28 protein-coding genes and 2 pseudogenes are annotated in these 26,583 nt (G+C 71.0%); 19 read left to right on the top strand and 11 right to left on the bottom strand.

Annotation, left to right across the window (positions count from 1 at the left end):
- Window positions 1-174: 174 nt before the first annotated feature.
- Window positions 175-753 carry a winged helix-turn-helix domain-containing protein gene (locus PH203_RS45450; RefSeq protein ID WP_289928379.1) on the bottom strand — a complete coding sequence of 193 codons (579 nt, stop codon included), beginning with the start codon at window positions 751-753 and terminating at the stop codon, window positions 175-177.
- A gap of 733 nt (window positions 754-1,486) precedes the next feature.
- Here PH203_RS45450 and PH203_RS45445 point away from each other — a divergent pair.
- The gene (locus PH203_RS45445; RefSeq protein WP_289928378.1) at window positions 1,487-2,377 is read left to right on the top strand and encodes an ISAs1 family transposase; all 891 of its coding nucleotides are present in this window, start codon (window positions 1,487-1,489) and stop codon (window positions 2,375-2,377) included.
- Window positions 2,378-2,567: 190 nt separating this feature from the next.
- On the opposite strand, the gene PH203_RS45440 is transcribed toward PH203_RS45445, so the two are convergent.
- Window positions 2,568-3,371 (bottom strand): SDR family oxidoreductase, encoded by an 804-nt coding sequence (locus PH203_RS45440; protein WP_289928376.1) that lies wholly within the window; start codon window positions 3,369-3,371, stop codon window positions 2,568-2,570.
- An 82-nt stretch (window positions 3,372-3,453) separates the two neighbouring features.
- On the opposite strand from PH203_RS45440, the gene PH203_RS45435 reads away from it, so the two are divergent.
- The 10 genes from PH203_RS45435 to PH203_RS45390 all read left to right on the top strand — a co-directional run bounded on the left by PH203_RS45435 (window position 3,454) and on the right by PH203_RS45390 (window position 11,377).
- Complete coding sequence (locus PH203_RS45435; RefSeq protein ID WP_289928375.1) at window positions 3,454-4,041, top strand: TetR/AcrR family transcriptional regulator; 588 nt, start codon at window positions 3,454-3,456, stop codon at window positions 4,039-4,041.
- 141 nt (window positions 4,042-4,182) lie between these two features.
- The gene (locus PH203_RS45430) at window positions 4,183-5,580 is read left to right on the top strand and encodes an alpha/beta hydrolase (RefSeq protein ID WP_289928374.1); all 1,398 of its coding nucleotides are present in this window, start codon (window positions 4,183-4,185) and stop codon (window positions 5,578-5,580) included.
- A 6-nt stretch (window positions 5,581-5,586) separates the two neighbouring features.
- Window positions 5,587-6,327, top strand: a complete 741-nt coding sequence (locus tag PH203_RS45425) for a GAF and ANTAR domain-containing protein (protein WP_289928373.1) — start codon at window positions 5,587-5,589, stop codon at window positions 6,325-6,327.
- Window positions 6,328-6,392: 65 nt separating this feature from the next.
- On the top strand, window positions 6,393-7,121 hold the full coding sequence (locus PH203_RS45420; RefSeq protein ID WP_289928372.1) for an ANTAR domain-containing protein: 729 nt from the start codon (window positions 6,393-6,395) through the stop codon (window positions 7,119-7,121).
- A 185-nt stretch (window positions 7,122-7,306) separates the two neighbouring features.
- Complete coding sequence (locus PH203_RS45415; RefSeq protein ID WP_289928371.1) at window positions 7,307-7,804, top strand: hypothetical protein; 498 nt, start codon at window positions 7,307-7,309, stop codon at window positions 7,802-7,804.
- A gap of 158 nt (window positions 7,805-7,962) precedes the next feature.
- Complete coding sequence (locus PH203_RS45410; RefSeq protein ID WP_289928370.1) at window positions 7,963-8,253, top strand: hypothetical protein; 291 nt, start codon at window positions 7,963-7,965, stop codon at window positions 8,251-8,253.
- A gap of 363 nt (window positions 8,254-8,616) precedes the next feature.
- A complete protein-coding gene (locus PH203_RS45405; protein WP_289928369.1) occupies window positions 8,617-9,162 on the top strand; it encodes a hypothetical protein in 546 nt (181 codons plus the stop codon).
- Between the two features lie 276 nt (window positions 9,163-9,438).
- The gene (locus PH203_RS45400) at window positions 9,439-9,663 is read left to right on the top strand and encodes a DUF2180 family protein (RefSeq protein ID WP_289928367.1); all 225 of its coding nucleotides are present in this window, start codon (window positions 9,439-9,441) and stop codon (window positions 9,661-9,663) included.
- A 92-nt stretch (window positions 9,664-9,755) separates the two neighbouring features.
- Entirely contained in the window at window positions 9,756-10,898 is a 1,143-nt protein-coding gene (locus tag PH203_RS45395; RefSeq protein WP_289928365.1) for a site-2 protease family protein, read from the top strand.
- Window positions 10,899-10,915: 17 nt separating this feature from the next.
- Complete coding sequence (locus PH203_RS45390; protein WP_289928364.1) at window positions 10,916-11,377, top strand: OsmC family protein; 462 nt, start codon at window positions 10,916-10,918, stop codon at window positions 11,375-11,377.
- Window positions 11,378-11,535: 158 nt separating this feature from the next.
- Here PH203_RS45390 and PH203_RS45385 read toward each other — a convergent pair whose 3' ends face one another.
- Window positions 11,536-12,039 carry a sulfurtransferase TusA family protein gene (locus tag PH203_RS45385; protein ID WP_289928363.1) on the bottom strand — a complete coding sequence of 168 codons (504 nt, stop codon included), beginning with the start codon at window positions 12,037-12,039 and terminating at the stop codon, window positions 11,536-11,538.
- A 195-nt stretch (window positions 12,040-12,234) separates the two neighbouring features.
- Window positions 12,235-12,417 (bottom strand): annotated as a pseudogene (locus tag PH203_RS45380) (DUF1918 domain-containing protein); the annotation flags it as partial.
- Window positions 12,418-12,631: 214 nt separating this feature from the next.
- Between PH203_RS45380 and PH203_RS45375 the strand changes: the two are divergent.
- On the top strand, window positions 12,632-13,306 hold the full coding sequence (locus tag PH203_RS45375) for a CBS domain-containing protein (protein WP_289928362.1): 675 nt from the start codon (window positions 12,632-12,634) through the stop codon (window positions 13,304-13,306).
- Between the two features lie 315 nt (window positions 13,307-13,621).
- Window positions 13,622-13,783: pseudogene (locus PH203_RS45370) on the top strand (RtcB family protein); the annotation flags it as partial.
- A gap of 198 nt (window positions 13,784-13,981) precedes the next feature.
- Here the strand turns inward: PH203_RS45370 and PH203_RS45365 are convergent.
- Window positions 13,982-14,782 (bottom strand): trypsin-like peptidase domain-containing protein, encoded by an 801-nt coding sequence (locus PH203_RS45365; protein ID WP_289928358.1) that lies wholly within the window; start codon window positions 14,780-14,782, stop codon window positions 13,982-13,984.
- 1,228 nt (window positions 14,783-16,010) lie between these two features.
- On the opposite strand from PH203_RS45365, the gene PH203_RS45360 reads away from it, so the two are divergent.
- Entirely contained in the window at window positions 16,011-16,427 is a 417-nt protein-coding gene (locus tag PH203_RS45360) for a CBS domain-containing protein (RefSeq protein ID WP_289928357.1), read from the top strand.
- Between the two features lie 532 nt (window positions 16,428-16,959).
- On the opposite strand, the gene PH203_RS45355 is transcribed toward PH203_RS45360, so the two are convergent.
- Together PH203_RS45355 and PH203_RS45350 are read right to left on the bottom strand one after the other, a co-directional pair.
- Complete coding sequence (locus tag PH203_RS45355) at window positions 16,960-17,835, bottom strand: universal stress protein (RefSeq protein WP_289928355.1); 876 nt, start codon at window positions 17,833-17,835, stop codon at window positions 16,960-16,962.
- A gap of 68 nt (window positions 17,836-17,903) precedes the next feature.
- A complete protein-coding gene (locus PH203_RS45350; RefSeq protein WP_354671320.1) occupies window positions 17,904-18,449 on the bottom strand; it encodes a hypothetical protein in 546 nt (181 codons plus the stop codon).
- On the opposite strand from PH203_RS45350, the gene PH203_RS45345 reads away from it, so the two are divergent.
- Window positions 18,372-18,665 (top strand): hypothetical protein, encoded by a 294-nt coding sequence (locus PH203_RS45345; RefSeq protein ID WP_289928352.1) that lies wholly within the window; start codon window positions 18,372-18,374, stop codon window positions 18,663-18,665. The genes PH203_RS45350 and PH203_RS45345 overlap by 78 nt on opposite strands.
- 78 nt (window positions 18,666-18,743) lie before the next feature.
- Here the strand turns inward: PH203_RS45345 and PH203_RS45340 are convergent, their stop codons facing one another.
- On the bottom strand, window positions 18,744-20,081 hold the full coding sequence (locus PH203_RS45340) for a phosphoribosyltransferase (protein WP_289928351.1): 1,338 nt from the start codon (window positions 20,079-20,081) through the stop codon (window positions 18,744-18,746).
- A 585-nt stretch (window positions 20,082-20,666) separates the two neighbouring features.
- On the opposite strand from PH203_RS45340, the gene PH203_RS45335 reads away from it, so the two are divergent.
- Together PH203_RS45335 and PH203_RS45330 are read left to right on the top strand one after the other, a co-directional pair.
- Window positions 20,667-20,915 carry a hypothetical protein gene (locus PH203_RS45335; protein WP_289928349.1) on the top strand — a complete coding sequence of 83 codons (249 nt, stop codon included), beginning with the start codon at window positions 20,667-20,669 and terminating at the stop codon, window positions 20,913-20,915.
- 29 nt (window positions 20,916-20,944) lie between these two features.
- Window positions 20,945-21,934 carry a CapA family protein gene (locus PH203_RS45330; protein WP_289928348.1) on the top strand — a complete coding sequence of 330 codons (990 nt, stop codon included), beginning with the start codon at window positions 20,945-20,947 and terminating at the stop codon, window positions 21,932-21,934.
- A gap of 72 nt (window positions 21,935-22,006) precedes the next feature.
- On the opposite strand, the gene PH203_RS45325 is transcribed toward PH203_RS45330, so the two are convergent.
- Window positions 22,007-22,678 carry a phosphoribosyltransferase family protein gene (locus tag PH203_RS45325; protein ID WP_289928347.1) on the bottom strand — a complete coding sequence of 224 codons (672 nt, stop codon included), beginning with the start codon at window positions 22,676-22,678 and terminating at the stop codon, window positions 22,007-22,009.
- A 210-nt stretch (window positions 22,679-22,888) separates the two neighbouring features.
- On the bottom strand, window positions 22,889-23,977 hold the full coding sequence (locus tag PH203_RS45320) for a hypothetical protein (RefSeq protein ID WP_289928346.1): 1,089 nt from the start codon (window positions 23,975-23,977) through the stop codon (window positions 22,889-22,891).
- Window positions 23,978-24,266: 289 nt separating this feature from the next.
- On the opposite strand from PH203_RS45320, the gene PH203_RS45315 reads away from it, so the two are divergent.
- Together PH203_RS45315 and PH203_RS45310 are read left to right on the top strand one after the other, a co-directional pair.
- Entirely contained in the window at window positions 24,267-24,644 is a 378-nt protein-coding gene (locus PH203_RS45315) for an STAS domain-containing protein (RefSeq protein WP_289928345.1), read from the top strand.
- Between the two features lie 329 nt (window positions 24,645-24,973).
- The gene (locus PH203_RS45310) at window positions 24,974-25,264 is read left to right on the top strand and encodes a hypothetical protein (protein ID WP_289928344.1); all 291 of its coding nucleotides are present in this window, start codon (window positions 24,974-24,976) and stop codon (window positions 25,262-25,264) included.
- Between the two features lie 407 nt (window positions 25,265-25,671).
- Here the strand turns inward: PH203_RS45310 and PH203_RS45305 are convergent, their stop codons facing one another.
- On the bottom strand, window positions 25,672-26,508 hold the full coding sequence (locus PH203_RS45305) for an FAD/NAD(P)-binding protein (RefSeq protein ID WP_289928343.1): 837 nt from the start codon (window positions 26,506-26,508) through the stop codon (window positions 25,672-25,674).
- Between the last annotated feature and the right edge of the window lie 75 nt (window positions 26,509-26,583).

Genomic DNA, 26,583 nt, shown 5'->3' with positions numbered 1-26,583 from the left:
TGGACCGCTGGGTGGCGGCAGGGCTGCTCGATGCCGGTCAGGCGGAGCGGATCGAGGCCGCAGAACAGACGCATCCCCTGAAGCACCCCGAGCACGCCCAGGGTTCCGGCGTGCCGCCCTCGGAACGCGGACGCGTGTCGCTGGTCGTCGAGGCGCTGGCCTACCTGGGCGCGGTCATGGCGGTCGTCGCGGAATTCCTGGCCGTGCACCGGTTGTGGCCCAGCATCCCGGCCGGGGCGCAGGCCGCCTTCGCCGCGGTGGCCGCCGCGGCGCTCTTACCCGCGGCCAGACCTCCTTCTTCCACAGCTCGACTGCGTCGTCATCGCGCTCGGTCGCGCGACGCGCGGGCTGTTGCCACGACCAGCCGTGCCGCTTGAGCAGTCGCCACGCGCCCTCCACCGTGTACGAGATGTGGAAAAGCCGACCGATCAGCTTCTTGACCCGCGCCAAGGTCCACCGCTGGTCAGCCCAGCCGTGTGCGAGCGGTCCACGCTCCAACTCCCTTTCCAGCCTGGCGACCTGGACATCGCTGAGCCTCGGACGACCGGGCGACCCCTTCCAGGCGACACCAGCCGCCCCACCCTCACGCCACTGCCGCCGCCACCGCTCCACCGATCTTTCAGACACCCGCAGAGTGGCGGCGATGACCTGGTTCCTGTCCCCGGCTTCGAACCGAGCCACAGCGTCCAGCCGTACCCGCTCCCCGGCTGCCCTCTGTGCGTCGGTCAAGCCGCCGCCCTGCGCGTACCTCACAGTGACAGCAGTACAGCGCAGCGAGCTCAACGCTCAGCCGAACGACCCGACATCACCCAATCAAGTTCAGTAGCCTGATCCAGGGAGGGGCCGCTTCCCGCGACCCCTCCAATGGCCATTTCCAGGGGGCGCCGCGTCAGCTCGCGAGGAGCGAGTTGATTACACCAGCGACATAGGAGTGACCGGCGTCAGAAAGCAGTACATCATCGGTGCCGGCGGAGCCGGGAGCGGGAGAGTTTCCCAGTAGCTGAAGGAATTAGAGAAGATCCAGGAGTTACGTCCGAGATTCCAACAGATCGCCTGCCGCCGCGGCAACAAGATCGCCATGATCGCGATCGCCCGGAAACTCCTCACCCGCCCTGGCATCTGCTCATCCAACACGAAGCCGACCAGCAGGGCATCCGCCTCAGCCGGGAGCCAGCACCGAACCCATGACAGTCGCACTTCCGTCCCGAGGGGGTTGCCGACCCCGGGTGCGCTCGCGTCTACGCATGAGCCGGCCCCGCCGCGCTCGACAACCTGAATGAGCAGCCCGGCCCCCGGACCAGGGTCATGGCGCCAGCCCGACAGGCGGTGCACGGAGCCGAATGGGTGTGTGTGAGACCTTCACGCCCGACCTGTCTCCGGGGACTACCACCAACCCCACCGGTCAAAGCAGAACCAGCCACTGCCCGACACCAGCCTCAAGCACGCCGGGCCAGGCACTCGTCTGCCCTTGACAAGCCTGTCCCTCATGGCTGCGGAAACGACAGTACGGCGGCTGCTGGGCCGCATCGATGGTGACGCGTTGGACCAGGTGGTGGGCCGCTGGCTGGCCGACAGGCGCGCCAGCACCGACGGCCGATTGCGCGCAGTGGCGGTCGACGGCAAGAGCCTGCGCGGAGCGGCCAAGACCAAGGGGCGGAAGATCCACCTGCTCGCCGCCTGCGACCACGCCCGCGGCCTGGTCCTGGCCCGGCTCGACGTGGGCGAGAAGACCAACGAGATCACCGGCTTCCAGCCGCTGCTGGAGACCCTCGCCGACCTGACGGGCGTGGTCGTGACCAGTGACACGATGCACACCCAGCGCGAGCACGCGGCATACCTGCTCGGCCGCGATGCGCACTACATCGTGATCGTGAAAGGGAACCAGAAGAAGCTCCACAAGCAGCTCAAGTCTCTTCCGTGGAAGCAGATTCCGCTGCAGGAACGCACCCGCGACGCCGGGCACGGTCGGCGCGAGATCCGCCGGATCAAGGTGTGCGCGGTGAACAACCTGCTCTTCCCCGGGGCTCGCCAAGCCGTCCAGCTCAAGCGCCGCCGAGTGGACCGCAAGACCGGCAAGATCAGCATCAAGACCGTCTGCGCGGTCACCAGCCTCACTGCCGAGCAAGCCGCACCCGCCGACCTCGCGAGCTTGATCCGCGACCACTGGAGAGTCGAGGCGCTGCACCATGTCAGGGATGTCACGTTCGCCGAGGATGCTTCGCAGCTGCGGACGGGTGCCGCGCCTTGCGCCATGCCCACCTGGCGCAACCTCGCCGTCGGAACCCTCCTCCTGGCCGGCAGGACGAACATCGCCTCCGCGTTGCGGCACAACGCCCGCGACGCCCGCCGACCGCTCGCCCTGCTCGGGCTCACATGATCAGGAACTGGGCGTCACGACACTTGACCGAAGCCCTGGCCCGCGCGCGGGCGATCACTGATCGGCAATTCCCCCGGCTGTGCACACGGGGACGGATGTCGTTGTCGACGCGTTCGGGAAGCACTTCAGGGTCCCGCTTCGTGGTCAGTGTCGATGAGTTCGGGAGTCACTACGGCGTTCCCGTCCATCGTCATGCCCCCTCGGCGGTGAGCCGGCCGATGGCCCGGATGACCTGCCGCCGGGTGGCCAGGCGGCGGGCGAGGAAGGCCATCACCCGGTTCATGCGGCCTGCGATGACGCTGGGCGGCGGGTTCCTGCGGTCCAGGGCGGCCAGCGCGGTGCGGACGACGTCGACGGGCGAGGCGAGCCTGGTCCCTCCGGCGGCCTGCGTGGTGCCCACGACGTCGAAGAACTCGGTCCGGGTCGCGCCGGGGGACAGGGCCAGCACGCGCAGACCGGTACCGCGTGACTCCTCCCACAGAGCCTCGGTGAGGCTGAGCACGAACGCCTTGGTCGCCCCGTAGAGCGCCATGCGCGGGTTGGGCTGGTAGGCGGCCATGCTCGCCACGTTGACCAGTACCCCGCGGCCCGCCGCACGCAGTTGGTCGATGAAGGCGCGACTGATGTCGGCCACCGCGGTCACGTCGACCGCGATCTCCTGGCGCAGCCGTACCGGATCCGCCTGGTGGAAGGGGCCGAAGGTGGCGAACCCGGCATTGTTGATCACGCTCGTGACGTGCAGGCCGAGCCGGCCCACCTGCGTGGCCAGCGCCTGCCCGGGGTGGTCCGTGGCCAGGTCCATCTCCACCACGTGCACCTGGACTTGGTGCTGATCGCGCAGCTCGGTGGCCAGCTTCTCCAGGCGTTCCCTGCGGCGGGCGACCAGCACCAGGTCGGAGCCGCGGGCGGCGAGCTGGCGGGCGAACTCGGCGCCGAGGCCCGCGCTGGCACCGGTGATCAGTGTGGTCTGTGTGTGGTAGTCGACGGCTGGCATGATCGCCCTTCTTTCAGTCGCTGTCTTCCTGGCAGTTAATGCCAAGTGGGCGGTCGCTGTCCAGAGGGGTAGCCTGACGTCCATGACGACCTTGTGGGAGCGTTCGCGGCAGGTCGCCGTCCAGGCGATCCTCGATACGGCGGTTCGTCTGTTCGCCGAGCAGGGCTACGAGCAGACGACGATCGCGCAGATCGCGCGGGAGGCGGGGATCTCGCAGCGCTCCCTGTTCCGCTACTTCGGTACCAAGGAGGACCTGGTCTGCGGCGACCAGGAGGCGCTGGGCAAGCTGCTGAAACGGACCGTCGAGCAGCAACCGGCCGAGATGTCCGCCTGGGATGCCCTGCGCGCCGGATTCGAGGTCATTCTGACCGCCAACCACCCCCCTGAGCGGGCGCTGGAGCTGTCCCGCCTCATCTTCGACACCCCTTCACTGCATGCCCGCTACATCGAGAAGCGACTGCGCTGGCAGGCCGAACTCGTCCCCGTCATCCGGGCGCGGCTGGGCAACGGCCCCGGCCGCCCGGCCCCCGACACGCAGGCCAAGGCGATCGTCGCGACGGTCCTCGCCTGCGTCGACACGGCAACCGAACTCTGGGCCGGACATGACGGACGGCTCGACCTGGCAGACCTCTACGACCAGTGCCTCGCGGCGGTGCGGGGCCACGGCTGAGGCCGTATCCCCGGCACGCCTTCGGGCAGGGCCGAAGGCCTCTTGCGGCAGCCCGGTCGGCCTCTCAACGATGCGGTCACTTGCCCACTACCGTGCCTCACGAACCCCCTGGGCATGTCACCAGGAAGCGGAGGGGACGCCATGCACGCCGACACTGCCACCACGGTCACGACGGACGACGGCGCCCGCCTCCACACCATCACCGCCGGGGATCCGGACGCGCGCCTCACGGTGGTGCTGTGTCACGGCTACATGCTCGACCGCACGACCTGGCACCTCCAGCTCCCCGCCCTCGGCCAGGCCGCCCGGCTGGTGCTCTACGACCAGCGCGGCCACGGACGCTCCACCCTCGGCACCTCCCCGGTCACCACTGACCGCCTCGGTGAAGATCTCCACCAGGTCCTGGCGGCTACCGCCTCGCACGGTCCAGTGGTGCTCGTCGGCCACTCCATGGGCGGCATGGCCGTCATGGCCCTGGCCGCCACCCACCCTGACCTCTTCGGTACCCGCGTCACCGGAGCCGCCCTGCTGTCCACCTCCGCCGGACAGCTGAACGGCACCCCCATGGGGTTGCCGCCCGCCGCTGCCCGGCTCCTGCATCTCGCGCTCGCCGTCGGCCTGCCGCGGCTCGCCCGTCTGCCCCGGGCTGTGGACACGGTGCGCCGCCGCACCGGACCATTCGCCTTCCGCGTCACCCGCCCGCTGCTGTACCGGGCCCCGGTCGACCCGGCCGCCGCCCAGGTCACGATCCGGGCCATGTCCCGGGTACCGATCACGACGGTGGCCGCCTGCTATCCGGCCCTGATGGCCCACGACCAGCTCGCCGCCCTGCCCGCACTCGGCCGCTGCCCGGTCCTCGTAGCGGTCGGCACGAGCGACCAGATCACCCCCGTCGCCCACAGCGCCTCCCTCGCCAGCCGGATCCCCTCCGCCGAACTCGTCGTCGTGCCCCGGGCCTCGCATCTGCTGCCTCTGGAACGCCCGCACGAGGTCAACAAGCTGCTCCTGGCTCTCGTGTCCCGCAGCACGGCTGCGCTCACACCCGGCGCGGCGGCGCACACACGCTCCACTCCCGGAGACGCTCAGCCCCCGCCACCCGTACGCCGCCCAGGCCACGTATCCGCCGAAGAGCCGCACGTCACCGCACTCCCCCACCCCTACGCAGTCTGTCCGCTCTGGCTCCGCCCATCGTCGGACGACTGGGTTCCGCACTCTGGCGTGGTGCCCGTCCGTCCACGGGACGGGTCCTGTCCGGCATTCGCGGTATGCCGTTCTACGACTCTGTCGCCCCCCGTACTCACCCCGGGTGTGGTCGGCGCTGGTCACCGCAGGGTGCGGAGTTCCTCCGTCCGTTCGGTCTGGACCCTCGCAGGCACTAGGGTCCTGCCCGTGCGACGAACACGCAGTCCTGTGCACGGCGGCGGCCGAAATGCCTCCCCCAAAGATGCACAGGCCAGTCATCAGTGGGCAAGGTTCGCCTTGATCCCCTCATTCCGGCGGTCGGCCGCACGGCTGCCGGTCCCTCCCGAAGCGAGGTGAACCCCCATGCCCGAGCAGTCACGTGAGGACCGGCTGGCCGCCGCGTTCGTCGAGCTGGCCGACACTCTGGTCGGCGACTTCGACATCATCGCGTTCCTGCACACCCTCGCCGACCACTGTGTCGACCTGCTCGACGTCACCGCCGCCGGCGTCATGCTGGCCACCCCGCAGGGCGACATCCTCGACGCCGCCGCCTCCGACGAACGTACCCGCGCGCTGGAGACCGACAGCATCGACTGGAACGAAGGCCCCTGCCTGGACTGCTTCCGCACCGGAAAGGCGATCTCCGACATCCCCCTGACCCACCCGCACGCGCGCACCCACTGGCCCCGCTTCGCCCACAAGGCCCAGGAGCTCGGCTTCGCCTCCGTCGCCGCGGCTCCCCTGCGGCTGCGCGAGCAGACCATCGGCGCGCTCAACCTCTTCCGCGCCACCCCCGACCCTCTGGAACCCGCTCAGCTGCGCCTGGGCCAGGCACTGGCCGACATCGCCACCATCGGCATCCTGCAACAGCGCGCGGTGCACGAACAGACCGTCGTGTCGGGCCAGCTGCAGACCGCCTTGGACTCCCGGATCATCGTCGAGCAGGCCAAGGGCGCCCTCGCCCACATGCGCTCCATCAGCGCGGACGAAGCCTTCGATCAGCTTCGCCGGTACGCCCGCCACCACCGGCGCCGGTTGACCGACGTGGCCCGCGAGGTGATGGACGGCAGTACTGAGGCACCGCTGCCCGCGCCGGAACAGTGACCACCGCGGCGCCCACGCCGAGCACACTGACGAAAGCCCCCGGCGTGGGGAAGAGGGGAGGAATCATGGTCAGCTCGCAGATGTCCCAGCTCCTGCACGACCTCACCACCAAGCGTGACTCCGGGCTGACTCTGCCGTCCGCCCGGCTGCGGGCCTGCGCCATGGTGCTGGGGCTGGACGGCCTCGCCGTGTCCCTGACACAGCCGGGCGACTCCACCGAACTGCTGCGGCACACCGGAGAACGCGCCGCCCAGCTGGAGGACATCCAGTTCACCCAGGGCCAGGGTCCCGGCCTGGAGGCCGCCCGTACCGGCCTGCCGGTCACCGAACCCGACCTCACCACCAACCACTCCGCCCGCTGGCCCGGCCTCGTCCCCGAACTCCTCGCCCTGGGCGTACGCGCCGTCTTCGCCTACCCCCTCGCCCTGGGCACCGTCCGCCTGGGCGTCCTCACCGGCCACCGCACCACGGCCGGCGCCCTCTCCGGCGAACAGGACGCCGACGCCCGCGCCCTGGCCCAGAGACTGACCCTGATGCTCCTCGACAGGGCCGCCTCCCCCCACGACCCCACCGTCTGGCTGACCGAGACCAGCCACCTGCACCGCGCCGAGGTCCACCAGGCCACCGGCATGGTCGCCAAACAGCTCGACGTCAGCCCCGCCGAGGCCCTCGTCCGCATCCGCGCCCACTCCTTCCACACCGGCCGACCGCTGCTGGAGACCGCCCGCGCCATCCTCGCCCGCGAACTGTTCCTGACCGCCAACCACCCGCCCGCAGGCGACAACCGGCCCTGACCTTTTCTCCTGTAGGCGGCGCCTGCGCGAACCGCCGTTCCCTGCCCGCCGCATGTCCCTGTGGCCGCCGAACGGCCCTCTGAGCAGGGCTCGTTGGCCCGCCGTCGCGGCAACCCCGGTGTGATGTTCTGGATGGTGAGGGTATGTCCGCGTTCCCCTTCACGAAGGGAAGGAGGAAGAACGTCATGATCGCACCCCGTACCTTCCACCGGGTCACCATGATCTCCGCGGTGCTGTCCATCGGGCTGCTCGCACCAGCGACTCTGACCGGCGACACGGCGGACGCGACGTCCACCGCTACGACCGCCGCCGCTCCCGGCCGCAGCGGCAGCCCGACCTCCACCGTCGACCGGGTCGCCGATTTCTACGGCACCTACATCGACGTCCTGTACGACTCCGGCCACGGGCGGCTCACCAGCGCCTTGCGCGCCCATTACCTGACCACGGACCTGCAGCGCAGCCTGGCTCGCTGGGAGGCCGTCCATCACCGGGACGGTGTGCTGCGCGCAAAGGGCGTGCCGACCGCGTGGTCCGTCGTCTACAACGACAGCGGCATGGGCCACTGCTGGAGCCGGGTCACCCTGACCTGGCAGGACCCGGGCAACCGGACCCATCGCACGCACCTGATGGTCCAGTCCGACCTGGCGACCATGCTCATCTCCGGCATCAAGACCGACAAGTAACCGTTCCCCCGTCACCGGCCGGGCCGATCGGTCCGATGACAGTCCGGTCGGCCCCTGTCGTCACGTGCGCCGAGCGCGCACGATGACGACACGCCCCGTCGTGCGAGGGCACGGCGCTCCGCGTGTGCCTCAGGGAGGACGACCTGGAGGTGGTCATCGTGAGCACGGTTCCCTGGCGCCGGTCGCACAGGCGACCACTGACCGTTCTGGACCTGCCGTGTGCGGAGCGCACGGTGGGAGTGGAGGCGGCCCTGAAGCTGCCGACCGTGATGATGCTCGTGGTGGAGGACACCTGCACGCAGATCGCCCGCGAGGACTGGCGGCGGCGCGAACCACCCCGTTGGCGCCCGCAGGCGCGCCATCGGTGGCACGCCGAGGGACGGCGACTGCACGCCAAGACGGCCCGGCTGAAGGAACTCGCCGCGCAGTGCCTGGACACCCCGGACTGACCGAACCCCGGCCGGACTTGTCCGATACGCCCCCTGTCCATGCCGGTACGCTGCCTCTACGGAGCGGTGCCCCAGCCCCCGGCACTCACAGGGCCTGCCTCCGGGCACGCGGTGTGGCCGTGCACGGCTGGTCCACATGCCTTCCCTCCCTCGGTCGATGCCACAGGACCTGCGGCGCCGGGGAGCTGGGACGACAGCGCCTCAGGACCCGGCCGCTTCGCCGGTCGCAGTGGGGGGACAGACCCTTCTCGGATGCGGCGTGCAATCCCCCGTCGCGCCGCGCCCGGGGAGGCCGGCTCCCTCTTCTTCGGCATCACCGCTACCCCCGTGCGGAGGAGTTCCTCCCATGATCGTCCTCGTGGGATGCGCCAGCGCACACGGCTGCACCCGCGCGGCGCGGAACGCATCGCCGCCAAACTCACCGCACACGGCCTGGCCACCGACACCCAGGTCCTGCAACTGCGGCACGACCCCGCCGCCTACACCGCGTGCGTCCTCGGCAACGCCCTCCACCGCGCCGCCTGGCTGCTGCACGCCGACGTCCACGTCCGCCGCAACCTTGCCGCGCTCGCCCAGTATCCCCTGAGGCCGTTCGGCACCGGCATCGCCCACGTCACCGGCCGCACGTCCCGCGCGGGCGCCATCGAACCCCGCCGGCTTCCCCACTACCGCCAGACCCTCACCTCGCAGGACCACCACCTGCTCGCCGGCGCTGTCGGGCCCAGCCACTACGGGCCGGTCTCACGGCTCGTTTTCCGCGCACTGGACGGCCGGTATGGCGACTACCGGGACTGGAAGGACATCGACACCTGGGCCGAATCCATCGCCCAGCACCTGACAACCGCCCAGGGCGCCGCCCCGAACGAGCCCCACGAAGATCGCGGAGCGCCTCCGGGCGCGCCTGGATGACCCTGGCCCGACGGCACGCGCCACGCTGTCCATCGAGCACACGACAGCGCAACGGGAGCCCTGCCATGGGCTGATCCCCCGTCGGTCACTCCGACGACAGACAGGACGGCTGGGAGCCACCCGGCACTCAACAGCCTTGACGCTTCCGCGTGTTGTGCGCGCCATACCACGGCCGGTCGGCCCCGGGAAAGAGCCGAGTGGCCCTGCCCGGGCCGCGGCTCCGCATCCGACGATGACAGTGGAGGAGATTGCTGGACGCGTCGGGGGAGGCATGTCATGCACTGCTACGACTGCGCGCTTGAGGACACGGCGACGCCCGCGATCGCTGTATGCGCCCGTTGCGGATGCGGCGTGTGTCTGCGGCACGCAAGCGTCTTGGGGCAACTGGTGCGGCACAGCGTCGGCATGGGCCCGAGTTGCGGACGAAAGCCTGCACGGAGAGTGACGTGCCGGACGTGTCACGAGGCCGAGGCGTTCGACCATGTGCGACGCGTCGGTTGAGCCGAGAGCGATGTCGGCACAGAGGAGGGCGCCCGGCCAAGTCGTCGAGCCGGACTCCGACTTGGGCCGGGCGCTGCAAGGTGAGGTGTCCGGTGAAGGAGACGCTGCCCCTGGGGCGGATCGCAGGCATCCGTGTCGGCCTGCACTGGAGTGTGCTGGTCATCCTCGGCCCGATAGTCCTGATCGCCCTGCTCGTGAGCGGCCACTCTCCCCAGACTCCCCCCGACCATCCCTCTTGGGCCTACTGGGTCCTCGGACTGGTGGCGGCGGTGACGTACGTTGCCTCGCTGCTGGCCCATGAACTCGCCCACGCAGTCGTCGCACGCCGCAACGGCGTGAAGGTCGACGGCATCACCCTGTGGATGCTCGGCGGTGTCGCACGGCTGCACAGCGAGGCCCGCACGCCAGGAGCGGAGCTGCGCATCGCCGCGGTGGGGCCGCTGACCAGCGCGCTCGTCGGCGGGCTGTGCACCGGCCTGGCCCTGTGGCTGGACAGCCTGCACGCCACGGAGCTGATGGTCGAGGCGGTCGCCTGGCTGGCCGCCATCAACATCATGCTGACCGTGTTCAACGCCCTGCCCGCCGCTCCGCTGGACGGCGAACGGCTGCTGCGCGCCGTCCTGTGGCACCGTACCGGCGATCGGCTCCGCGCCACGCGCGGAGCCGCGGCCGCGGGCCGGGTCCTGGGATGGTTCCTGATCGTGACAGGGGTCGCGGTGATGATCGTCGCCGGTGAACTGTCCGGGCTGTGGCCCGCCCTGATCGGCTGGTTCCTGATCAACACCGCGACCGCCGAGGAACGCCGAGCCGAACTGCGCGGTGTCCTGGACGAGATCCCCGTCAGCCGCGTGATGACCCGCGCCCCGGTCACCGTCCCGGCCACGATGACGATCGCGTCCTTCCTCGCCGAGGGCCCCTTCGGCCACTACCACCACTCCGCCTTCCCCGTCCTGGCCCCGGACAGCACGGCTGCCGGTCTCGTCACCGTCCGCCACGTCAACCGCTCCCCCTTTCAGGCACGTTCCACCACCACGATCGGCGACGTGATGCGTCCGCTGCCGGACGTGACCACAGCAGGCCCCGACGACCTCGTCGTGGATCTGCTGCCGCGCCTGGAGGCGAGCCCGGACCGCCGGGCCCTGGTCCTCGACGACGGCCATCTCATGGGCATCGTCACCCTCGCCGACATCACCCGCACCCTGACCTGGCTCACCACCACCCGGCCCAAACCCTGACCCGCAGGAGGTACGACATGACAACGGCCTCGCCGGCTCGCATCCCCCGCACCCTGACTCCTGACCGAGCCATCGCCGAGCCACCCGGCCGGATCGAGGCCACCCACATCGCGGACCGGGCCTTCGCCCTCTTCGTCCGCGACCACGAGCTCACCGTCGACCAGCCCGTCGAGACCGGCGGCGACAACGACGGCCCCACACCGGTGGAACTGTTCGTCGCCTCCCTCACCGCCTGCGTCGCCTCCGACGCGACCCGCTTCCTCCAACTCCTCAACCAGCCGTACGAGCATCTGCGCGTCAAGGCCGACTTCGCCCTGGCCGACGAAACGGCACCCCGCATCACCACCATCCACATCCGCATCCTGCCGCCCGCGCCCCTCACCCCCGTCCTCCAACAGGGCCTGCACGCGGTGGTCGGTCGCTGCGCCGTCCACAACACCCTGCACATGCCGCCCGAGGTCACCGTCGAGTTCGGCTGACGAACGTCAGATGTCACGGGGACGCCCCCAGCGGTCGTACCCCGTGCGGCCCCTGGTAGAAGGGCTGTCCGGCCCTGTCGACAGAGCCGGACACACAGGAAGCTGGTGGAAAACGCGGTCAGGCAAGGGGTACGACGATGAGCCGCCGACACGGACTGCTACTCCCGCGGGGCCGCGAGCACGCGTCGAGCGGGTCGGCCCGACCACCGTGTATCCGGACCGTACGCACGCCGCGCGCAGGCCGAGAAGGGCCTGCTCCAGCCGGTCAGCGTGGGGGTGAATCGCCGGGTCAGCGCGCGCACGCCGGGACCCTGGAAGTAGACCGACACCCGGCCGCCCTCCAGTGCCGCGGCGAGCGCGAACCCCAAAGGCGAGAGCAACTCCTCCAGACCGTCCCGGGAGATGACCAGGGCCAGGCTGAAACCGGGCCGTGCGGTCCGGTGGCGCTGGAGCCGGTAGCGGACGGCGCCTTCGTCGCAGACCGAGGAGAGGATCTCGGTACCCGTCGAACGGCACCAGGCCCGCAGGTCGCGGTCGATGAACTCGGCGTCGTCCGTACGCAGTTCGAATACGTCGCCGTCCATCCGCTCCAGCGCGTCGGCGGTACGGCCGACGATGTATGTGGTGATGGTCTTGCCCCGTACATCGAGGCTCTGCGGCATGGGACACCTCCGCAACAGGCTACGGCTGTCACTGGCTCCACGTGCTGTTCGCGCGCCTGGTGACCTCCACCACCGATGGCGCGGGCATCTCGCGCCGGAGGTGGCCAGGGCACGCCGGGGATTTCACCCATGTCGATGGGCCTGGCTTTCTGTCACTTCTGTCGCCTCCGCGACCGGTCCCCCGTGCCCGTGTTCGACATGGCGGATATGTGCGTCGGGTCCAGGGAAGACGAGCGTCACCTCGTGCGTGTCCGACCAGCGCACGTCGTAGGGAGGCGTTCCGTCCTCGTGATGCAGTCTCACGATCTCCCCGTCGCGCTTGGTGACGCCCTTGGTCGGGCTTTCGACGATGAGTTGATCGCCCAGTTGAGCTCGTATGATCGCCGCCCTTCCCTAGGAGTGCTGCTGTACCCAACGTGGCATGCGCGGCGGACCGCCGCATGGGCTCGAGAATCCCGGTCCGAGGGCCGAACGGCCCCCTGTCCGTGGCAACCGGCCCCGAACAGGTCCTGAACGGCTCACTCGGAAGCGATCAGGCCTTGACACGCTTGCCATGTGACCACCATCGGCTGTCCTCGGAAGGGAGGTCGACATGCGCCACCGTACGATCGCGGACCTGATGACTCACGATGTGATCCGGGCCCGCCGCGACATGCCGTTCAAGGAGATCGTCAAGTTGCTGGCGGAAAACGACGTCACCGCCGTACCCGTGGTGGACGAGCTGGGCCATCCGCTGGGCGTGGTGTCCGAGGCCGACCTGCTGCGCAAGTGCTGCGCCCAGGCCGACCCGTCCGGGCACGCACCGATTCCTCACCTGGAGGCGTGGGAGCAGGCCAAGGCCGAGGGCACCAGGGCCGAGGAGCTGATGTCGTCTCCGGCCGTGTGCGCGCGTCCGGAGTGGACCGCGGCCGAGGCGGCTCGCCTCATGGCGGACCGGAACGTCAAGCGGCTGCCCGTGGTGGACGAGGCGGACCGGCTCCAGGGCATCGTCAGCCGCGCAGACCTGCTCCGGATCTTCCTGCGCCGGGACGACGCCATCCGCGACGAGATCCACCGGGACGTACTGCAACAGACGCTTGGCCTCGCTCCCGCGGAGGTGACGGCCGAGGTGCGTGAGGGACAGGTGACGCTCGGGGGATCCGTCGAGGCCAAGAGCCTGATCCCCGTCATCGAGCGGCTGTGCCGGGGTGTCGACGGCGTGGTCTCGGTCTCCGAGCACATCGCGTTCCGGGCCGCCGACGCCCGGAGTTCACACACCGAAACCTGAGCTTCGCGGTTCGGGGCGCCCTCGCCCGCCACATGGGCCGACCGCCGAGTGAGCGCGTCGCCCGGGCGCGGGCGCACTCATGTCCTCGATGTCACGCTCGGCGGCATCCACCAGCCGCCGGCCGAGGTCGGGCAGGACCCTGCCCGCCACGAGTTCCGCCCTGCCGCTTCGCCAGGGAGGCCGAGGAGCGGCCGCTGCGGATCGGATGAAGGGAGGTTGGAAGGGGAGAAAGTGCGTGGTGCCGACTGAGAACGACGGACGGCTACTTGCCGCCGTGCGTGAGGAGATCATGCACCGGGGGCACGTCCGTTCGGCCAGCTGGTGTTCATGCCCGGCACCATGGGCACCGCCTCGTACGTCATGACCGGCATCGCCAGCAGCACCGCCTTCGGCTCCCTCTGGCACAGTGCGGGCCGCCTCTGGAGCCGGCATCACGCGGTGCGCGAGGTCACCGTCCGGCAGTTGCAGGGGAGCTGACCTGCGCGGGCGTCGCGGTGCGTCGGCCAGCTGACACAGCGCCATCGAGGGCGCTCCGGAGGCGTACCAGGACGTCGACGCCGTCGTCCGGGCCGGCGAACACGACAACCTGGCAGCCCACCTGATTCCGCTGGGTGTGCTCACCGGCTGAAGGACAGCCAAAAGCCGTTACCCGGCTACCACTCCGCCCCGCCCCGGTTACTCGTTCATCAACCCCTGGGCGATGTGGAAGGCGTTGTCGATCGGGGTGGCGAAGCCGATGCCGATGCTCCCGGGCTGCTGGCCGATGTAGCCGCCGCCGGTGGTGGCGATCGCGGTGGCGATGCCGACCACCCGGCCCTGGCTGTCAGCGAGCGGGCCACCGGAGTTGCCCGGGTTGATCGCCGCGTCGGTCTGAATCGCGTCCTTGAGGGAGAGCCCCGGCTGCGCGGACTCGTCCTGGCCTGGCAGTTCCTCGGGCGACTTGTCACCGCTCATGTCGATGTCGCGGTGCAGGGCCGAGACCACGCCGGTGCTGACCGATCCGCGCAGCCCGAGCGGGCTGCCGACCGCCACCACCGCGTCCCCGACGTGCAGACTGTCGGCGGAGCCGAGCGCGGCCGGCCGCACCCCGAAGACACCGTCGGTCTTGACGACCGCGATGTCCGCGGCCACCGAACCTCCGAGAAAGCGCGCCATGCGGGTACGGTCGTTGTCGAACGTCACGCTGATCGTTCCGCCCTGCTCGGCCGCGTCCTCGACGACGTGGTTGCTGGTCATGATGGTGCCGTCCGCTGCCACGATCAGACCGGATCCGACCTCTGTTCCGCTGCTCGTGGCGACGGTGATCGACACCACGCTGGGCCTGATCGCCGCAGCGGCCTTGGCCAGCGGCTGCGTCGGTGTGCTCCTCGCCCCGGACGGGCTGGGCGCCGCCGGCACGGTGGCCTTGCCACCGTCGTCATCGAGGGCCAGGGCGAGCGCCGCACCCCCGCTGGCCGCCAGTACCAGCGCGCCCACCGCGCCCACGATCATGATCGCGCGGCGCCGACGGCCTGGTGAGGGGACGGCGACAGGCGACGGGACCTCACCTGTGGCCTGCGCCCTGCCATCCACCCCAATGCCGTGCGCGGCACCTTCCCACGCTGAAGGACCAGAGTGGATCGGTCGCTGCGGTGGCTCTTCCATGTCCGGCCTCCAGGGTGGTCGCCCGAAGCAAACAGATACCGGGCCCGCAGGCCGCACGCGGATCACCTGCGACGACGGTGCGCCGCCCGTCGGCCCGCCAGGACCCGGCACGGGGCGGGTGGCTGACCGACCCGCTCCCCTTCCCAAGAGGCCGCTTCGGTGGCCTGCGCCGGTCCCCCACGCCGACGCCGCCCGCGAGGCGTACCACGCCCATCCCGGCCGCCACGTTGTACGGCCAAGAAGGACATCGACGGCAAGGCCCTATGCGGGAGGAACCTCATCGCCGCTCGTCTCGCGGGCTCGCCTTCACCCTCGCACCATGGGTGGCGCCGCAGCAGAGGCCGAACGGCTCACTGGCCGATCCGAACGGCCCAACTCCCGCGCTGTCGTACGCCGGTTGACCGGCCTGGCCGCAGGCCACCTGTGCCAAAGGCCCGCCGCACTCCACCCGCACAGCTTCTGGCAGACCCTCGGCGGCAGAGAGCAACGTGGCGTTGATCAAGCATCCTTGATGAGGGAGAAGCCGACGAAGGCCAATTCCGTCAAGAGGGGTTCACACAGCGGGGCCCGAGGCGAGGACGGCTGGTGGGCTGCGGCGATCAACTCCACTCTGTGCCCTGTCAACCGTGTACGCCACCACCCCACCTCGTCGGCGACCAAGTCCCCTCCGCACGAGGGCCGTTCGCCCTCCGAAAGGGACCGAACGGCCCTGCCGGGCGACCACACCGCGCCGCATGGTTGACAGTGAACCCGCGAGGCGGCCGTACGAACCTCCGCGCTCTCACTCACAGTTCGCACGCGACACGCATCCGGTGGGCCCGTGGAAACACGACAGACCGGAACGTGACCTCCGCCTCGCGGGTCCGCGCCGAGGCTGCGCTCGGCGCGGACCGTCGTCATGGCGGTCAAGCGGGAGCAGGACGTCCCACCTGCTCGGCGCCGGGCTCCGCTCGACCGAGGGAAGGCGGCCGGCGAACACGCCCGTCGGCGGGGCCCGGCGCCTTCAAGGCGGCGGACCGTACATCTATGCCCGGGAGGGGTCATACAGGTCCGCCACGCCATGTCCTCGCCGCCCGTCATTGTGCCGGTGATGGCCTCGGCCCAGGAAGCGGCATCCACCATGCGGGAGTTGAACGTCGGGTCCGTCTGCGTCATCGCCGACGACCAGCTGGTGGGCGTGGTGACCGATCGCGACCTGGCGATCCGGATCCTCGCTCGCGGCAGGCCGGCACAGGTGCGTATCGACACGGTGATGACCACGAACCCCACGGCGGTCGATGCCGACGCCGACATCATGGCCGCCTACCGGATCATGCGCGACCAGCAGATCCGGCGCGTCCCCGTAGTCTCCGAAGGACGTCTGGTGGGCGTCGTCACATTCGACGACCTGTTCTGGCTGTCCACGCAGGGCCTGAGTAACCTGGTCGGCGTCATCGACCGCTCACGGGACCTCGTCGCGCCCTTCCGAGTCGATTGAGCAGCCCCGTCCGGGCCCGATCTCCCACACGCTCCCCGCCCCACGGCAACGACTCCGCGGACCCCGCAACCGCTGATCGCGGACGGCCGCGCAGCACTTGAGCCGACGTGAGCACGTACGCTCACCCTCACATGCCTGCCCGGCCGCAGCCGGACTGACCGGGTTCCTCGGTTCTTCCGGACCACGCTCAGGGCCCGTTCGGCCCCTGGTGGTCGAACGCCAGCCCATGTCCCCTGGCAAGAAAGAGGGGAGGATGCCATGAACTGGCCCACCGCCGTAGTCATCATCGCTGCGCTCTTCGCCTTCGCGGCCATCGTCAGCTCGTTCTTCGCCAGCCGAGCAAAGAAGTAGGAGGACCGGCGCACGCAGTATGACCAGGTGCCGGGCAGAGTACCGAACGCTATCTGTCGTCGCTTCCGGCAAGACCGGTATCCGGGCGCGGCCCGACCCGCCGCAGCCTCGGGCGCCCCGGAGCGTGTCCCGCACAGACCCCGAAGTCCGCGCGGTCCCGGTTATCCGCAAGCGGCAGGGATCAGCTCCGCGGAACGACGGCCACCGGGCAGTGGGCGTGCTGCACAACGGCGTGCGTGACTCGGCCCAGCGTACGGCCCACGTGGTGCGCGGGCCTGCGTACGCCCACCACGACGAGGTCGGCGTGCCTGGACGCCGCGACCAGTTCTCCGGCCGGCGACGGAACCCTCACTACCTCTTCGGACACCTCCAGGTCCGGGAACTCCTCCCGGACGGAGCCGAGCAGGCGGGTGCTCGCCGCGGCCTTCGCCTCCATGTTCCTGCGCACCACGTCCGGCATGGGCGCCATGGTCTCGAAGTACTGGAAGTAGGTCCACGCGCTGAGCAGCCGCAACGACGCCTTCCGCCGCCTGGCGGTCCGCCCGGCGAAACTCACCGCCCCGCGGTCTCCCTCGTCCCGCACGCCCACCACGACCACCCCGCCCGACGGCCGCCGCGTGCCCCGCACGACGACGACGGGGCATCCCGCCCGTCCGGCCACGGTCAGCCCGACCGAGCCCAACAACAGCGCGGAGAAACCACCCAGCCCCCGCGAGCCGACGACGATCGTCACCGCGGCGTCCTCGGCATGCGGTACCGCCGACACGGCCGCCCGCAGCAGGGCGTCGGCCGCGGGCTCCCGGCCGACCTCCGTGGTGACCGTCAGGCCGGGCGCCCCGCCGGAGGCCGTGGCCGCCGCCTCGGCCAGCAGGGCCCCGGCCGCCTCGCGGACCCGCCGCCTGGTGTCGGCCGACAGCCGCTCGGCCAGGTCGAGGTCGACGGCACACACGATATGCAAGGGCTGATTCCGCAAGGCGGCCTCCTGCGCCGCCCACAGCACCGCACCCGCCGCTCCGTCCGAGCCGTCCGTCCCCACCACCATCGGTCCCTCGGACATACCTCACCACCTCTTCCCGACATCGAGTGGAACCCACCGTCACAGTCCCGGCCCGGCAGCGGAAGGTCTCACGACGCCTCCGGGTCGGTGTACCGCAACAGCACCCCTACTCCGTCCTCCAGCGGCAGTTCCTCCCTCTCCACGACCACCAGCTCCGCGCCGGTGCGGACCAGGGCGCGGATCAAGGCAGCGCCGGGCGGTATCTCCTGGAAGCCGAGGACACCGAAGGACTCCAGGTCCGCGGCGGACAGGGCGATCTGGATCGGCTCCGGGCCGGCCCACGGCCGCACGGGGAGCTCGACGGGTGTGTTGAGCAGCAGCGCGCCGGCCTGGGCGCGCTGCAACGCGCCCACAACCGCTGCCATGCCCTCGCCCGCACCTGTGTGCCGGGCTCGCCAGGCCCGGAACGTCTCCACCTGAGCCTGATCCCACCCGCTCATCCGGCCCCGGAGGACATCGCTCAACTCCTGCTCCAGCAGCGCCCGGTGCGCCCGGTCCGCACCAACCTCGTGCCCGTCGTCCGCGACGGTGATCACGTGCTCGCACAACGGCTCGGGCAAGCGGTTCGCCAGGACGTTGCGCGCCCATGCCTCGGCACCGACGCGGTGGACCAGCTCCGCCAGCTCACGGGCGATCTCGACGGCAGCTCCTCCACCAGGACCAGCCGACCACGGCTCGCAATGATGGCCTGCGTTCGAACCATCTCGCGCCGCTCCTCCCACGCCTCTCCCCTCCAGCCGGTCGGGATCATCAGCGAGGTCGATCTCGCCCGGCATCTGCCCGGGGAGGAAATGGGGCGCTTCGACAAGATCGTCCTGACTGCCCCGTGACACGGTGGCAGGGGCACCGCCCGGGGGCTTCCGACGATGGAGCCCCCGGGCTGCGGGACCGGGTACTGGGAGTTGCTGTCACGGCGCCCGGAGCGGCGATGTGCCGACGGTGGGTCGGGCGAGGTGCACGGTGAACCAGTCGCGGGCCAGCTGGGCGGCTGTGGCAAGGGTGCCGGGCTCGGTGAAGAAGTGGGTGGCGCCGGGGACGATGGCGAGCTGGTGCTCGCAGCCCAGCCTGTCGGCGGCGAGCCGGTTGAGGCTGAGTACGGTGGTGTCCCGGCTACCCACGATGAGCAGCGTCGGCGCGTGCACCCGCGCCAGCGCGGCCGGGGAGGCCAGGTCGGGGCGCCCGCCACGGGAGACGACCGCGCGGATGTCGGCGTCGGGAGCGGAGGCGGCCTCCAGCGCGGCGGCCGCACCGGTGCTGGCCCCGAAGTAGGCCACCGGCAGGGCGGCTTCGTGGCACAGCCAGACGGCGGCGGCGTGCAGACGCCGGGCGAGCAGCAGCACATCGAAGACGTTCGCCCGGTCGCGCTCCTCGTCCTCGGTGAGCAGGTCGAGCAGCAGGGTGCCCAGCCCGGCTCGGTTCAACACGCCGGCGACGTACCGGTTGCAGGGGCTGTACCGACTGCTGCCGCTGCCGTGCGCGAACGCCACCACGGCCTGAGCCGTCTCGGGAAGCACAAGCCTTCCGGCCAGCCGCACTCCTGCGGCACTCACCTCGACCTCCCGGTTCACGGGCGGAGGATCGGCGGCAGTCGAAGACGGGGGCGCGGACTCGGGGTGGGCGGCCTGGGCCAGCAGGGCGGTCACCTCGGCGTCGGACGTCTGTGTGAAGTCGTCGTACCAGGAGCCGACCTCGCCGAAATAGCGGGGTGTCTCCGAGCAGACGACCTCGTCCGCCACGGTACGCATGAGGGGAATGACCTGCGGCGGTCCCACGGGCACGGCGAGGACGATCCGGGCCGCGCCCCGCTTGCGTGCCACCCGGCATGCCACCTCGGCGGTGGCTCCGGTGGCCAGCCCGTCATCCACGACCACCGCCGTGCGCCCGGCGATGGCGATCGGCGTACGTCCCTGGCGGTAGCCACGCACACGCCGGTCGAGTTCGGCCCGCTCGGCCTGTTCGACCGTGGCCTGCTCGACGGGGCTCAGACGAGCGCCCCGGATCACGTCGTCGTTCGATACGCGGACACCCTCCTCCCCGATCGCACCGAAGCCCAGCTCCGGCTGCCAGGGCACGCCCAGCTTGCGCACCACAAGCACGTCCAGCGGTACATCGAGTTCGCGGGCCACCTCGTACGCCACGGACACGCCGCCGCGCGGCAGCCCGAGTACCACCACGTCCTGGCCGCGGAGGAACTCCAGTCGCCGCGCCAACAGCCGTCCGGCCGTCCTGCGGTTGTCGAATCGCATACGCCGCCTCCTCGAGCATGCGCCGCTGCCCGGCGGCCCCCAACCGTCGCGCCGAAACGAGCTCGTCTCCCTCTCCTATTGCAGCGCGCTGCCCGGGCCGCAGCAGGGGCGACCGACCCCGGCTCGGGGCCATCGGGCCCAGCCCCGCGGCCGGCGCTGCCGCTGCCGGGAAGGTGCTTGTCAGCGTTCACGCACCAGCTCTGCCGCCCCTCCGGCCGCGCTCTGGTGACGCCTTGGCGTGGAAAGGTTCGTCTTGGCCTCCGTCCAGCGCGACGGCACGCCGCGCCCGCCGCTATCCGCCCGGCAAGCACCGCCGGCCCTGGTCGCCCGGGTCGGCGTTCGGCTCCGTCGGTCATGCTCCCCCCGTATCGGCCCCCGTCCGGCGCAGAAGCGGCCTCCGTCGGGCCGGACCACAGCGGGCTCGCCCGACGGTGTCACCAAGGGCCGACCGCCCCCGGCCACGGCCCTTTCGGCCCTTCCGACCCGTCCTCGGGCAAGGACGAGACTGGGATGGGGGCAGGAAGGTGCCGCGGACGGACGGCGCAGCGAGGCTGAACGCCGTCCGTGTGTCCCCGGGAGGCGATCATGCAGCACACCGACGAGCCTGTCGCGAACACCAACGCCGTTGCCGGGACCGGACAGACCCCGGACACGACGGAGCAGCTGGAACAGCGGGTGCACACCCTGGAGACGCAGGTGGACAGCCTGGTACTGGCCGTAAGGGCGCTCGTCGAGGGCCTGGAGCGTACGCCGGGGAACGAGACGGGCGACGTCGGCCGTAGCGCCCGCAGCGCCCGCCTGGCCCACGAGATCCTGCTGTCCCGGGGCCTTTAGCCGGGCAGAGCAGGCGAAGGAGGCAGACCATGGCCGCCACCATCGCCCTGGCGGGGGACACCATGCTGGGCCGCGGGGTCGCCGAGGCGCTGGCGCACCGGACGCCGCACCCCCTGTTCTCCGCCGCGGTGCGCAGGACCACCAGGGCCGCGGACCTGTTCCTGCTCAACCTGGAATGCAGCGTCTCGGCGCGCGGCAGCCGCATAGACCTGCCCGGCAAGATCTTCTACTTCCGCGCCCCGCCGAACGCCGCCGACGTGCTGGCCGACCTCGGTGTCAGCGCCGTCTCCCTGGCCAACAACCACGCCCTCGACTACGGCTCGGACGCACTGCTCGACACGGGCGCTCACCTCACCAGCGCGGGCATCCGGACCGTGGGGGCCGGGGCGACCGTCGAGGAGGCCCGCGCCCCGCTCGTTCTGGAGGCCGGCGGGCTGCGCATCGGGCTCGTCGCCGTCACCGACCACCCGGCCGAGTTCGCCGCGGACACCGACCGCCCCGGCGTGGCCTACGCCGACCTGTGGAACGAGGGCGTGCCCACCTGGCTCACCGACACCGTCCGCGCGCTCGCCCGCGACACGGAACTCGTCCTGGTCAGCGTGCACTGGGGGCCCAACATGACGGCCCGCCCGGTCTCGCACGTGCGGCGTGCCGCCCCTGCCCTCGTCGAGGCCGGGGCCGACCTCGTCATCGGGCACTCCGCGCACGTCTTCCATGGCTTCACCCGCGAAGTCCTCTTCGACCTGGGCGACTTCATCGACGACTACGCCGTCCATCCGGCCCTGCGCAACGACCTCGGACTGCTCTGGCTCATCACCTGCGACAAGCACGGTGTGCGGCGCACCGAAGCGGTCCCCCTCGCTCTGGACTACTGCCACACCCGTCTCGCCGACCGGGCAGAGTACGACTGGATCGCCGACCGACTCATCCGTGCCTGCGCCGAGCTGGGCACCGATGTCACCGACGAGGACGGCCGCCTCGCCGTCACCTGGTCCCGCCCAGTGGCCCGCGCGAGCTGACCACCGCGCCGGCGCCTGTTCGGCTGTTGTGGAAGCCCCCGTCCACAGCAATGCCGCGGGAGCAGACAGAGCTCATGCCGCGCACCGGGGGTCACGGGTTGTACGGGACGCCTTCAGCAGCTCGCCGATCTCCGTGTCAGGGATGGGACGGTGGTCCAGGTACCAGGCGCCGACGGTGTGGATGTCCCGTACGTCCGGGCAGACGGTCTCGTCGACCAGTGGCCGCAGCCGGTGGAGGGCTCGGGGCGCGGCGACGGGCACGGCCAGGACCATGCCGACCGCGCCACGGTGTCGCAACGAGGCGACCGCCGCGCGCATCGTCGCCCCGGTGACCATGCCGTCGTCCACCAGCACCACGTCGCCGACCGTCGGGTCCACGGGCGCGTGCCCGCCGCGCAGCAGTGACGCGCGCCGAGACAGCCAGTCCTCGGTCTCCCGGGCCAGTTCGGACAACCGCGGCCGTTGGGGGGCGAAGCGACTCAGGAACGTGTCGGCGGACACGACCGCACCGTCTTCGCTGACCGCGCCGATGGTCAGTTCGGGATTGCCGGGAGCGGTGATCCTCCGCACGAGGACGATGTCGAGGGGCACCTTGAGGTATCGCGCGACCTCGTAGGCGACCGGGATGCCTCCGCCGGGAATTCCGACCACCGCGCGGGGAGCCCGACTGCCGGTCCAGCCGGACAGACGGGCCACCTGCTCGCCCAGGAGGCGGCCGGCGTCGGAACGGGACTTGAACACCATGACGCACCACCGGCCAGACAAGACAGAACCTGCGAGGTGGGCTCCCTTCGCCGGCATGGTCCGGATCAGGTGCTGGAGGTCGCCGTCCGGTCTGATCGACCCTTCGGCCTCTCAGCCCGTCCGTCAGCCGTGCCTCCCAACAGGGGGTCAACCCCCTTGTCGTAGGCGGCCGTTCCGGACGGACTCCCTCGCTCGCCCCGCAGGCTGCTTTCAGCCTACGCTCGTCCGTTCCCCACGGGAGGGCCGAACGGGCCCCGGGGCAGGGCCGACCGGCCCGACTTCGCCCAGAGAGCGCGCCCGAGCGCCGAGTCCGTGGATGAGGACGTCGCTGACGGGGCGCCGGAGAGCCGGCAGCACGTCGTTGTCGTATCCAAGCCGCAGGATCATCTGCGGGCGCCGTCCGGCCGCGAGGGTCCTGCGGATCTGCCGGCGCAGTTCGGGCAGTTCCAGCGGCTGGGTGTGGAAGCCCGCCACCACGTGGTGGGCGGTGGCGTGCAGCAGCACATGCTGCAGGGCCTGTCCCGCCCGCAGCCAGTCGCTCAGGCTGTCCCGCCCGGTGTTGAGCAGGACGACCAGGCCCAGGGCGGGGAGGGTGAGATGCGCCGCGTGCTGGTTCGCGTGGCCCAGCCTGGCCTGGTCGGCGTAGTCGCGTCCGGCGAAGGAGGAGGTGTCGGGGTCACGCGGATAGGTGTGCGCGGGCAGCCCGTCGCGCCGGGCGCTGCCGGGTGGTGGTGTCCAGTTGGCCAGCTCGGTGGTGTGAGCAGTGCTCGATCGCCGTACGGTTTCGGCCGCGTGAATCGGTTGGGCGAGCCGTCGTAGGTCCTCCGTGCCGCTCATCAGGGACAGTTCGGCGCCTTCGCGGCGAGCCGCGCGCTGCAGCTCCCCGACCAGGGGCACGGGCAGCGGATCGGGTTGGAAGGGGCCGTAGTGGGTGTGCCGCCGGGGCAGCGCCGCGAACATCACCTCCTCATCAGGGGTGGTCCGGGCGTACCGCCCCCACCGCACGGTGGCCAGGAGCCAGGGCTGTTGCGGGTCGGGGCACAGGCGCACCTGGGGCGGGAAGCCGAGGTGCCGCATGGCCAGCCGCAGGTTGAACAGCGCCGCGCCGCAGCTGATCACCATCTCCCGGCCGTCCGGATCGGCGACCGCGAGGCGTCGGGAGAGGTCGGCGTGCAGCTCTATCTCGTCGTTCTGACTGATGAAGCGCCACGGCTGGGTGTTATAGACGGACGGTGCGGCAACGGCCGCGCGGACGAGGTAGTAGGCCGCGTGACGGGCCGGCGCGTGTGCGGCAACCATGACGGGCGCCTCCTTCCCCTGCTTCCATGACAGGACAGGGGTTGGTCCGGGGGAAGGGACGAACGGGGCGCACCTGGCGAGGGGAGCCCGCGGCTTCGGAGGATGGCCGATAACCGTTGTGTGACGGCACATGACAGCGGCAATAGTGTGGACACACGGCTGTCGCCTGCGGCAGCCGTCACACCTTCGGCTCGTGTGCAGCGTGTCCCCCGCGCGACCGGCGGCACGCACCCGACGGATTCCGCCGTCTTCCCGGTCAGCCCACGATGCGGTGAGGACTCAACGCCCGATGTCCCCCTGGCAGGACTTCTGTTCGATCGTGGAACGGCGCGAAGGCGCCGCTGTCGTCATCGAGCTCCACGGGGAGTTCGACATCTGCGCCGCGGCCCCGCTCAGGGCCTGTCTGCGGGAGCTCACCCGTGACCGGGACCAGGACGTGATCGTGGATCTGCGGTCCGCCACGTTCGTCGACGCCGCCATCCTGGGCGTACTGTGCGGGGCGAACAACCGGCTGCGGGGCAACGGTCACCGTCTGCAGGTGGTGGCCACTCGCCCCCTCATTGTGAAGATCCTCGAGCTGTGCCGGCTCGACCAGGTGCTGCACCTGGTGAACTCGCTTCCCGCGCACAGCGGATCCACCGTCAGCCGGTCCGCGCAGGGCGTGTAGAAGGACGGCAGGGGGCGCAGCTGCCGCACACGGCGTGGAAGGGCGCGCCACCAACTCTCGTGCGCTATCGACCACTCCGGCGAGCCCTCGAAAACCTCCAACACGGGAGCGACACCATGCGCTACAGCGATCGTGCCGCTGCGGGCAGGCAACTCGCCGCGTAGCTGCACCATGTGGAAGCGGACAAGCCCGTCATCCTCGGCTACCGCCCGGGGCCGCCCAGGTGGCCGAGCAGCTGAAGACCGCCCCTCGACATCGTCGTGGTGGAAGCACGGCAACGCACGGGACTGGAGCGACAGGTGCACCGCTGCCGTGCGGGACAGCCGCCTGTGCCGCTTGCCGCCAGGACCGCCGTGGTGGTGGACGACGCGATCGCCACTGGTTTCCGTGCCCGCGCGGCCCGCCGCGTCGTGCGCGCCCGGGGTGCCGCCCGGCTGGTGCTGGCCGTGCCCGTCGGAACAGCGGAAGAGGTGCCTGAACTGCCCCATGAGGTAGCTGAGTTGATCTGCCTGCACGCCACGGAGTCGGTTCCGACCGTGCGGCAGTGGTACGAGGACTTCGCCGAGCCCTCGGACGACCGTGTGGCCGCCCTGCTGGCGCGCGGCAGGCCGACGCACTGACCGCGGGGTGCAGCGCGACCCGCCATCCCCCGTCGGCGGTGTCGCCGCACCCACACCCACGGGCCCCGATAGCCATGTGAAGTACGGCCCTTCCCTTCATGAGTCCACGAGAACAGCCGGTCGCCCCAGGCCTGTTCACCATGGCGGCGAGGCGGCTCCCCCGGCGAATGATCTGGGCCTCGCTCACCTCCCGGCGCTTGTCACCCCGCGGTGATCGCCAGGTCCTCGGGGCGGCACCGACGTTCGTGCGCATCATGGGTCTCGACAACGCGCAGCGCCTGGCGGCCGTCTGTGAGCCGGCCGTGGCGTCGGTGCGCACGGGCCGTCTCCACCCGCGGACCGCCCCGCGCCCGGGGCAGGGCTGTGCCGCCGCTTGGAGAGGCAGGTGCAAAGCGATACGGCCAGGGTCACAACTCGGGGACGGCCAGCAGGGGTTGTGCCTGTTCCCAGGTGAGGACCGGGCCATCACGGCACAACAGGACCGGGCCGAGCTGGCAGTGACCGCACAGACCGGTGCCGCAGTGCATGGTGCGCTCCAGTGAGACCTGGATGCGTCGGGCAGGGACGCCACGGCGGACCAACTCCTCGGCGGCGGCGCGGATCATGGCTTCGGGTCCGCTGACGAAGGCTGCCGCGTCGGCCGGACGGGCGAGGGCGAACTCGGCGTGGTCGAGGAGGGTGGTGACGACTCCGACGTCGTCCTGCCAGTGCTCGTCGGGCCGGTCGACGGTGAGACCGACGCGGACGGCGGCGTGCAGGGCACGGATCTCGTCGCGGTAGAGCAGTTCGGCGGGGCTGCGCGCGCCGATGAGGACATCCAGTTCCTGATACCGCTCCTGATGGGCGAGGACGCCGCGGATGAGGGGGCGCAGCGGGGCGAGGCCGAGGCCTCCGGCGATGACGAGTACGTCGTGGCCGACCGCGTCCGCCGGCTTCCAGCCGGTACCGAACGGGCCACGCAGCCCCACGATCCGCCCTGGGCCGAGGGCGTGCAGAGCCGTGGAGACGGCTCCCGCGGCACGTACGGTGTGCGCCAGCCGGTCGCCGCGGAACGGGAGCCCGCTGAGGGAGAGCGGGATCTCCCCGACGCCAAACGCGTAGGCCATCGCGAACTGGCCGGGCCGGAAGCGGGGCAGCGCCTCGTGGACCGGTTCCAGTACGAGGGTCGCGGTGTCGGCGGTCTCCGTCCGACGACCCACGACCCGGTAGGGCGCGGGCACCGATGCCGACGGGGCCGGTCTCATCGTCGGCCGCCCACCGCACTCGCCGTACTCGTCGTTAGGGGGCTGCTCATGAGGGCTTCTCCCTTCATCCGCGCG

It is taken from the genome of Streptomyces sp. S.PB5 (genome assembly GCF_030403745.1).
Lineage (GTDB): Bacteria > Actinomycetota > Actinomycetes > Streptomycetales > Streptomycetaceae > Streptomyces.
This window is presented reverse-complemented; position numbering and strand designations above follow the sequence as displayed.

Coding starts and splice junctions, on each gene's coding strand:
- PH203_RS45415 (WP_289928371.1), top strand. CDS start 7,307: ATGATCGCACCCCGTACCTTCCACCGGGTCACCATGATCTCCGCGGTG.
- PH203_RS45325 (WP_289928347.1), bottom strand. CDS start 22,678: ATGGTGTTCAAGTCCCGTTCCGACGCCGGCCGCCTCCTGGGCGAGCAG.
- PH203_RS45440 (WP_289928376.1), bottom strand. CDS start 3,371: ATGCCAGCCGTCGACTACCACACACAGACCACACTGATCACCGGTGCC.
- PH203_RS45355 (WP_289928355.1), bottom strand. CDS start 17,835: ATGTCCGAGGGACCGATGGTGGTGGGGACGGACGGCTCGGACGGAGCG.
- PH203_RS45405 (WP_289928369.1), top strand. CDS start 8,617: ATGCGCCAGCGCACACGGCTGCACCCGCGCGGCGCGGAACGCATCGCC.
- PH203_RS45305 (WP_289928343.1), bottom strand. CDS start 26,508: ATGAGACCGGCCCCGTCGGCATCGGTGCCCGCGCCCTACCGGGTCGTG.
- PH203_RS45335 (WP_289928349.1), top strand. CDS start 20,667: ATGCAGCACACCGACGAGCCTGTCGCGAACACCAACGCCGTTGCCGGG.
- PH203_RS45330 (WP_289928348.1), top strand. CDS start 20,945: ATGGCCGCCACCATCGCCCTGGCGGGGGACACCATGCTGGGCCGCGGG.
- PH203_RS45320 (WP_289928346.1), bottom strand. CDS start 23,977: ATGGTTGCCGCACACGCGCCGGCCCGTCACGCGGCCTACTACCTCGTC.
- PH203_RS45340 (WP_289928351.1), bottom strand. CDS start 20,081: ATGCGATTCGACAACCGCAGGACGGCCGGACGGCTGTTGGCGCGGCGA.
- PH203_RS45420 (WP_289928372.1), top strand. CDS start 6,393: ATGGTCAGCTCGCAGATGTCCCAGCTCCTGCACGACCTCACCACCAAG.
- PH203_RS45400 (WP_289928367.1), top strand. CDS start 9,439: ATGCACTGCTACGACTGCGCGCTTGAGGACACGGCGACGCCCGCGATC.
- PH203_RS45385 (WP_289928363.1), bottom strand. CDS start 12,039: ATGCCGCAGAGCCTCGATGTACGGGGCAAGACCATCACCACATACATC.
- PH203_RS45390 (WP_289928364.1), top strand. CDS start 10,916: ATGACAACGGCCTCGCCGGCTCGCATCCCCCGCACCCTGACTCCTGAC.
- PH203_RS45360 (WP_289928357.1), top strand. CDS start 16,011: ATGTCCTCGCCGCCCGTCATTGTGCCGGTGATGGCCTCGGCCCAGGAA.
- PH203_RS45445 (WP_289928378.1), top strand. CDS start 1,487: ATGGCTGCGGAAACGACAGTACGGCGGCTGCTGGGCCGCATCGATGGT.
- PH203_RS45375 (WP_289928362.1), top strand. CDS start 12,632: ATGCGCCACCGTACGATCGCGGACCTGATGACTCACGATGTGATCCGG.
- PH203_RS45435 (WP_289928375.1), top strand. CDS start 3,454: ATGACGACCTTGTGGGAGCGTTCGCGGCAGGTCGCCGTCCAGGCGATC.
- PH203_RS45425 (WP_289928373.1), top strand. CDS start 5,587: ATGCCCGAGCAGTCACGTGAGGACCGGCTGGCCGCCGCGTTCGTCGAG.
- PH203_RS45430 (WP_289928374.1), top strand. CDS start 4,183: ATGCACGCCGACACTGCCACCACGGTCACGACGGACGACGGCGCCCGC.
- PH203_RS45315 (WP_289928345.1), top strand. CDS start 24,267: ATGTCCCCCTGGCAGGACTTCTGTTCGATCGTGGAACGGCGCGAAGGC.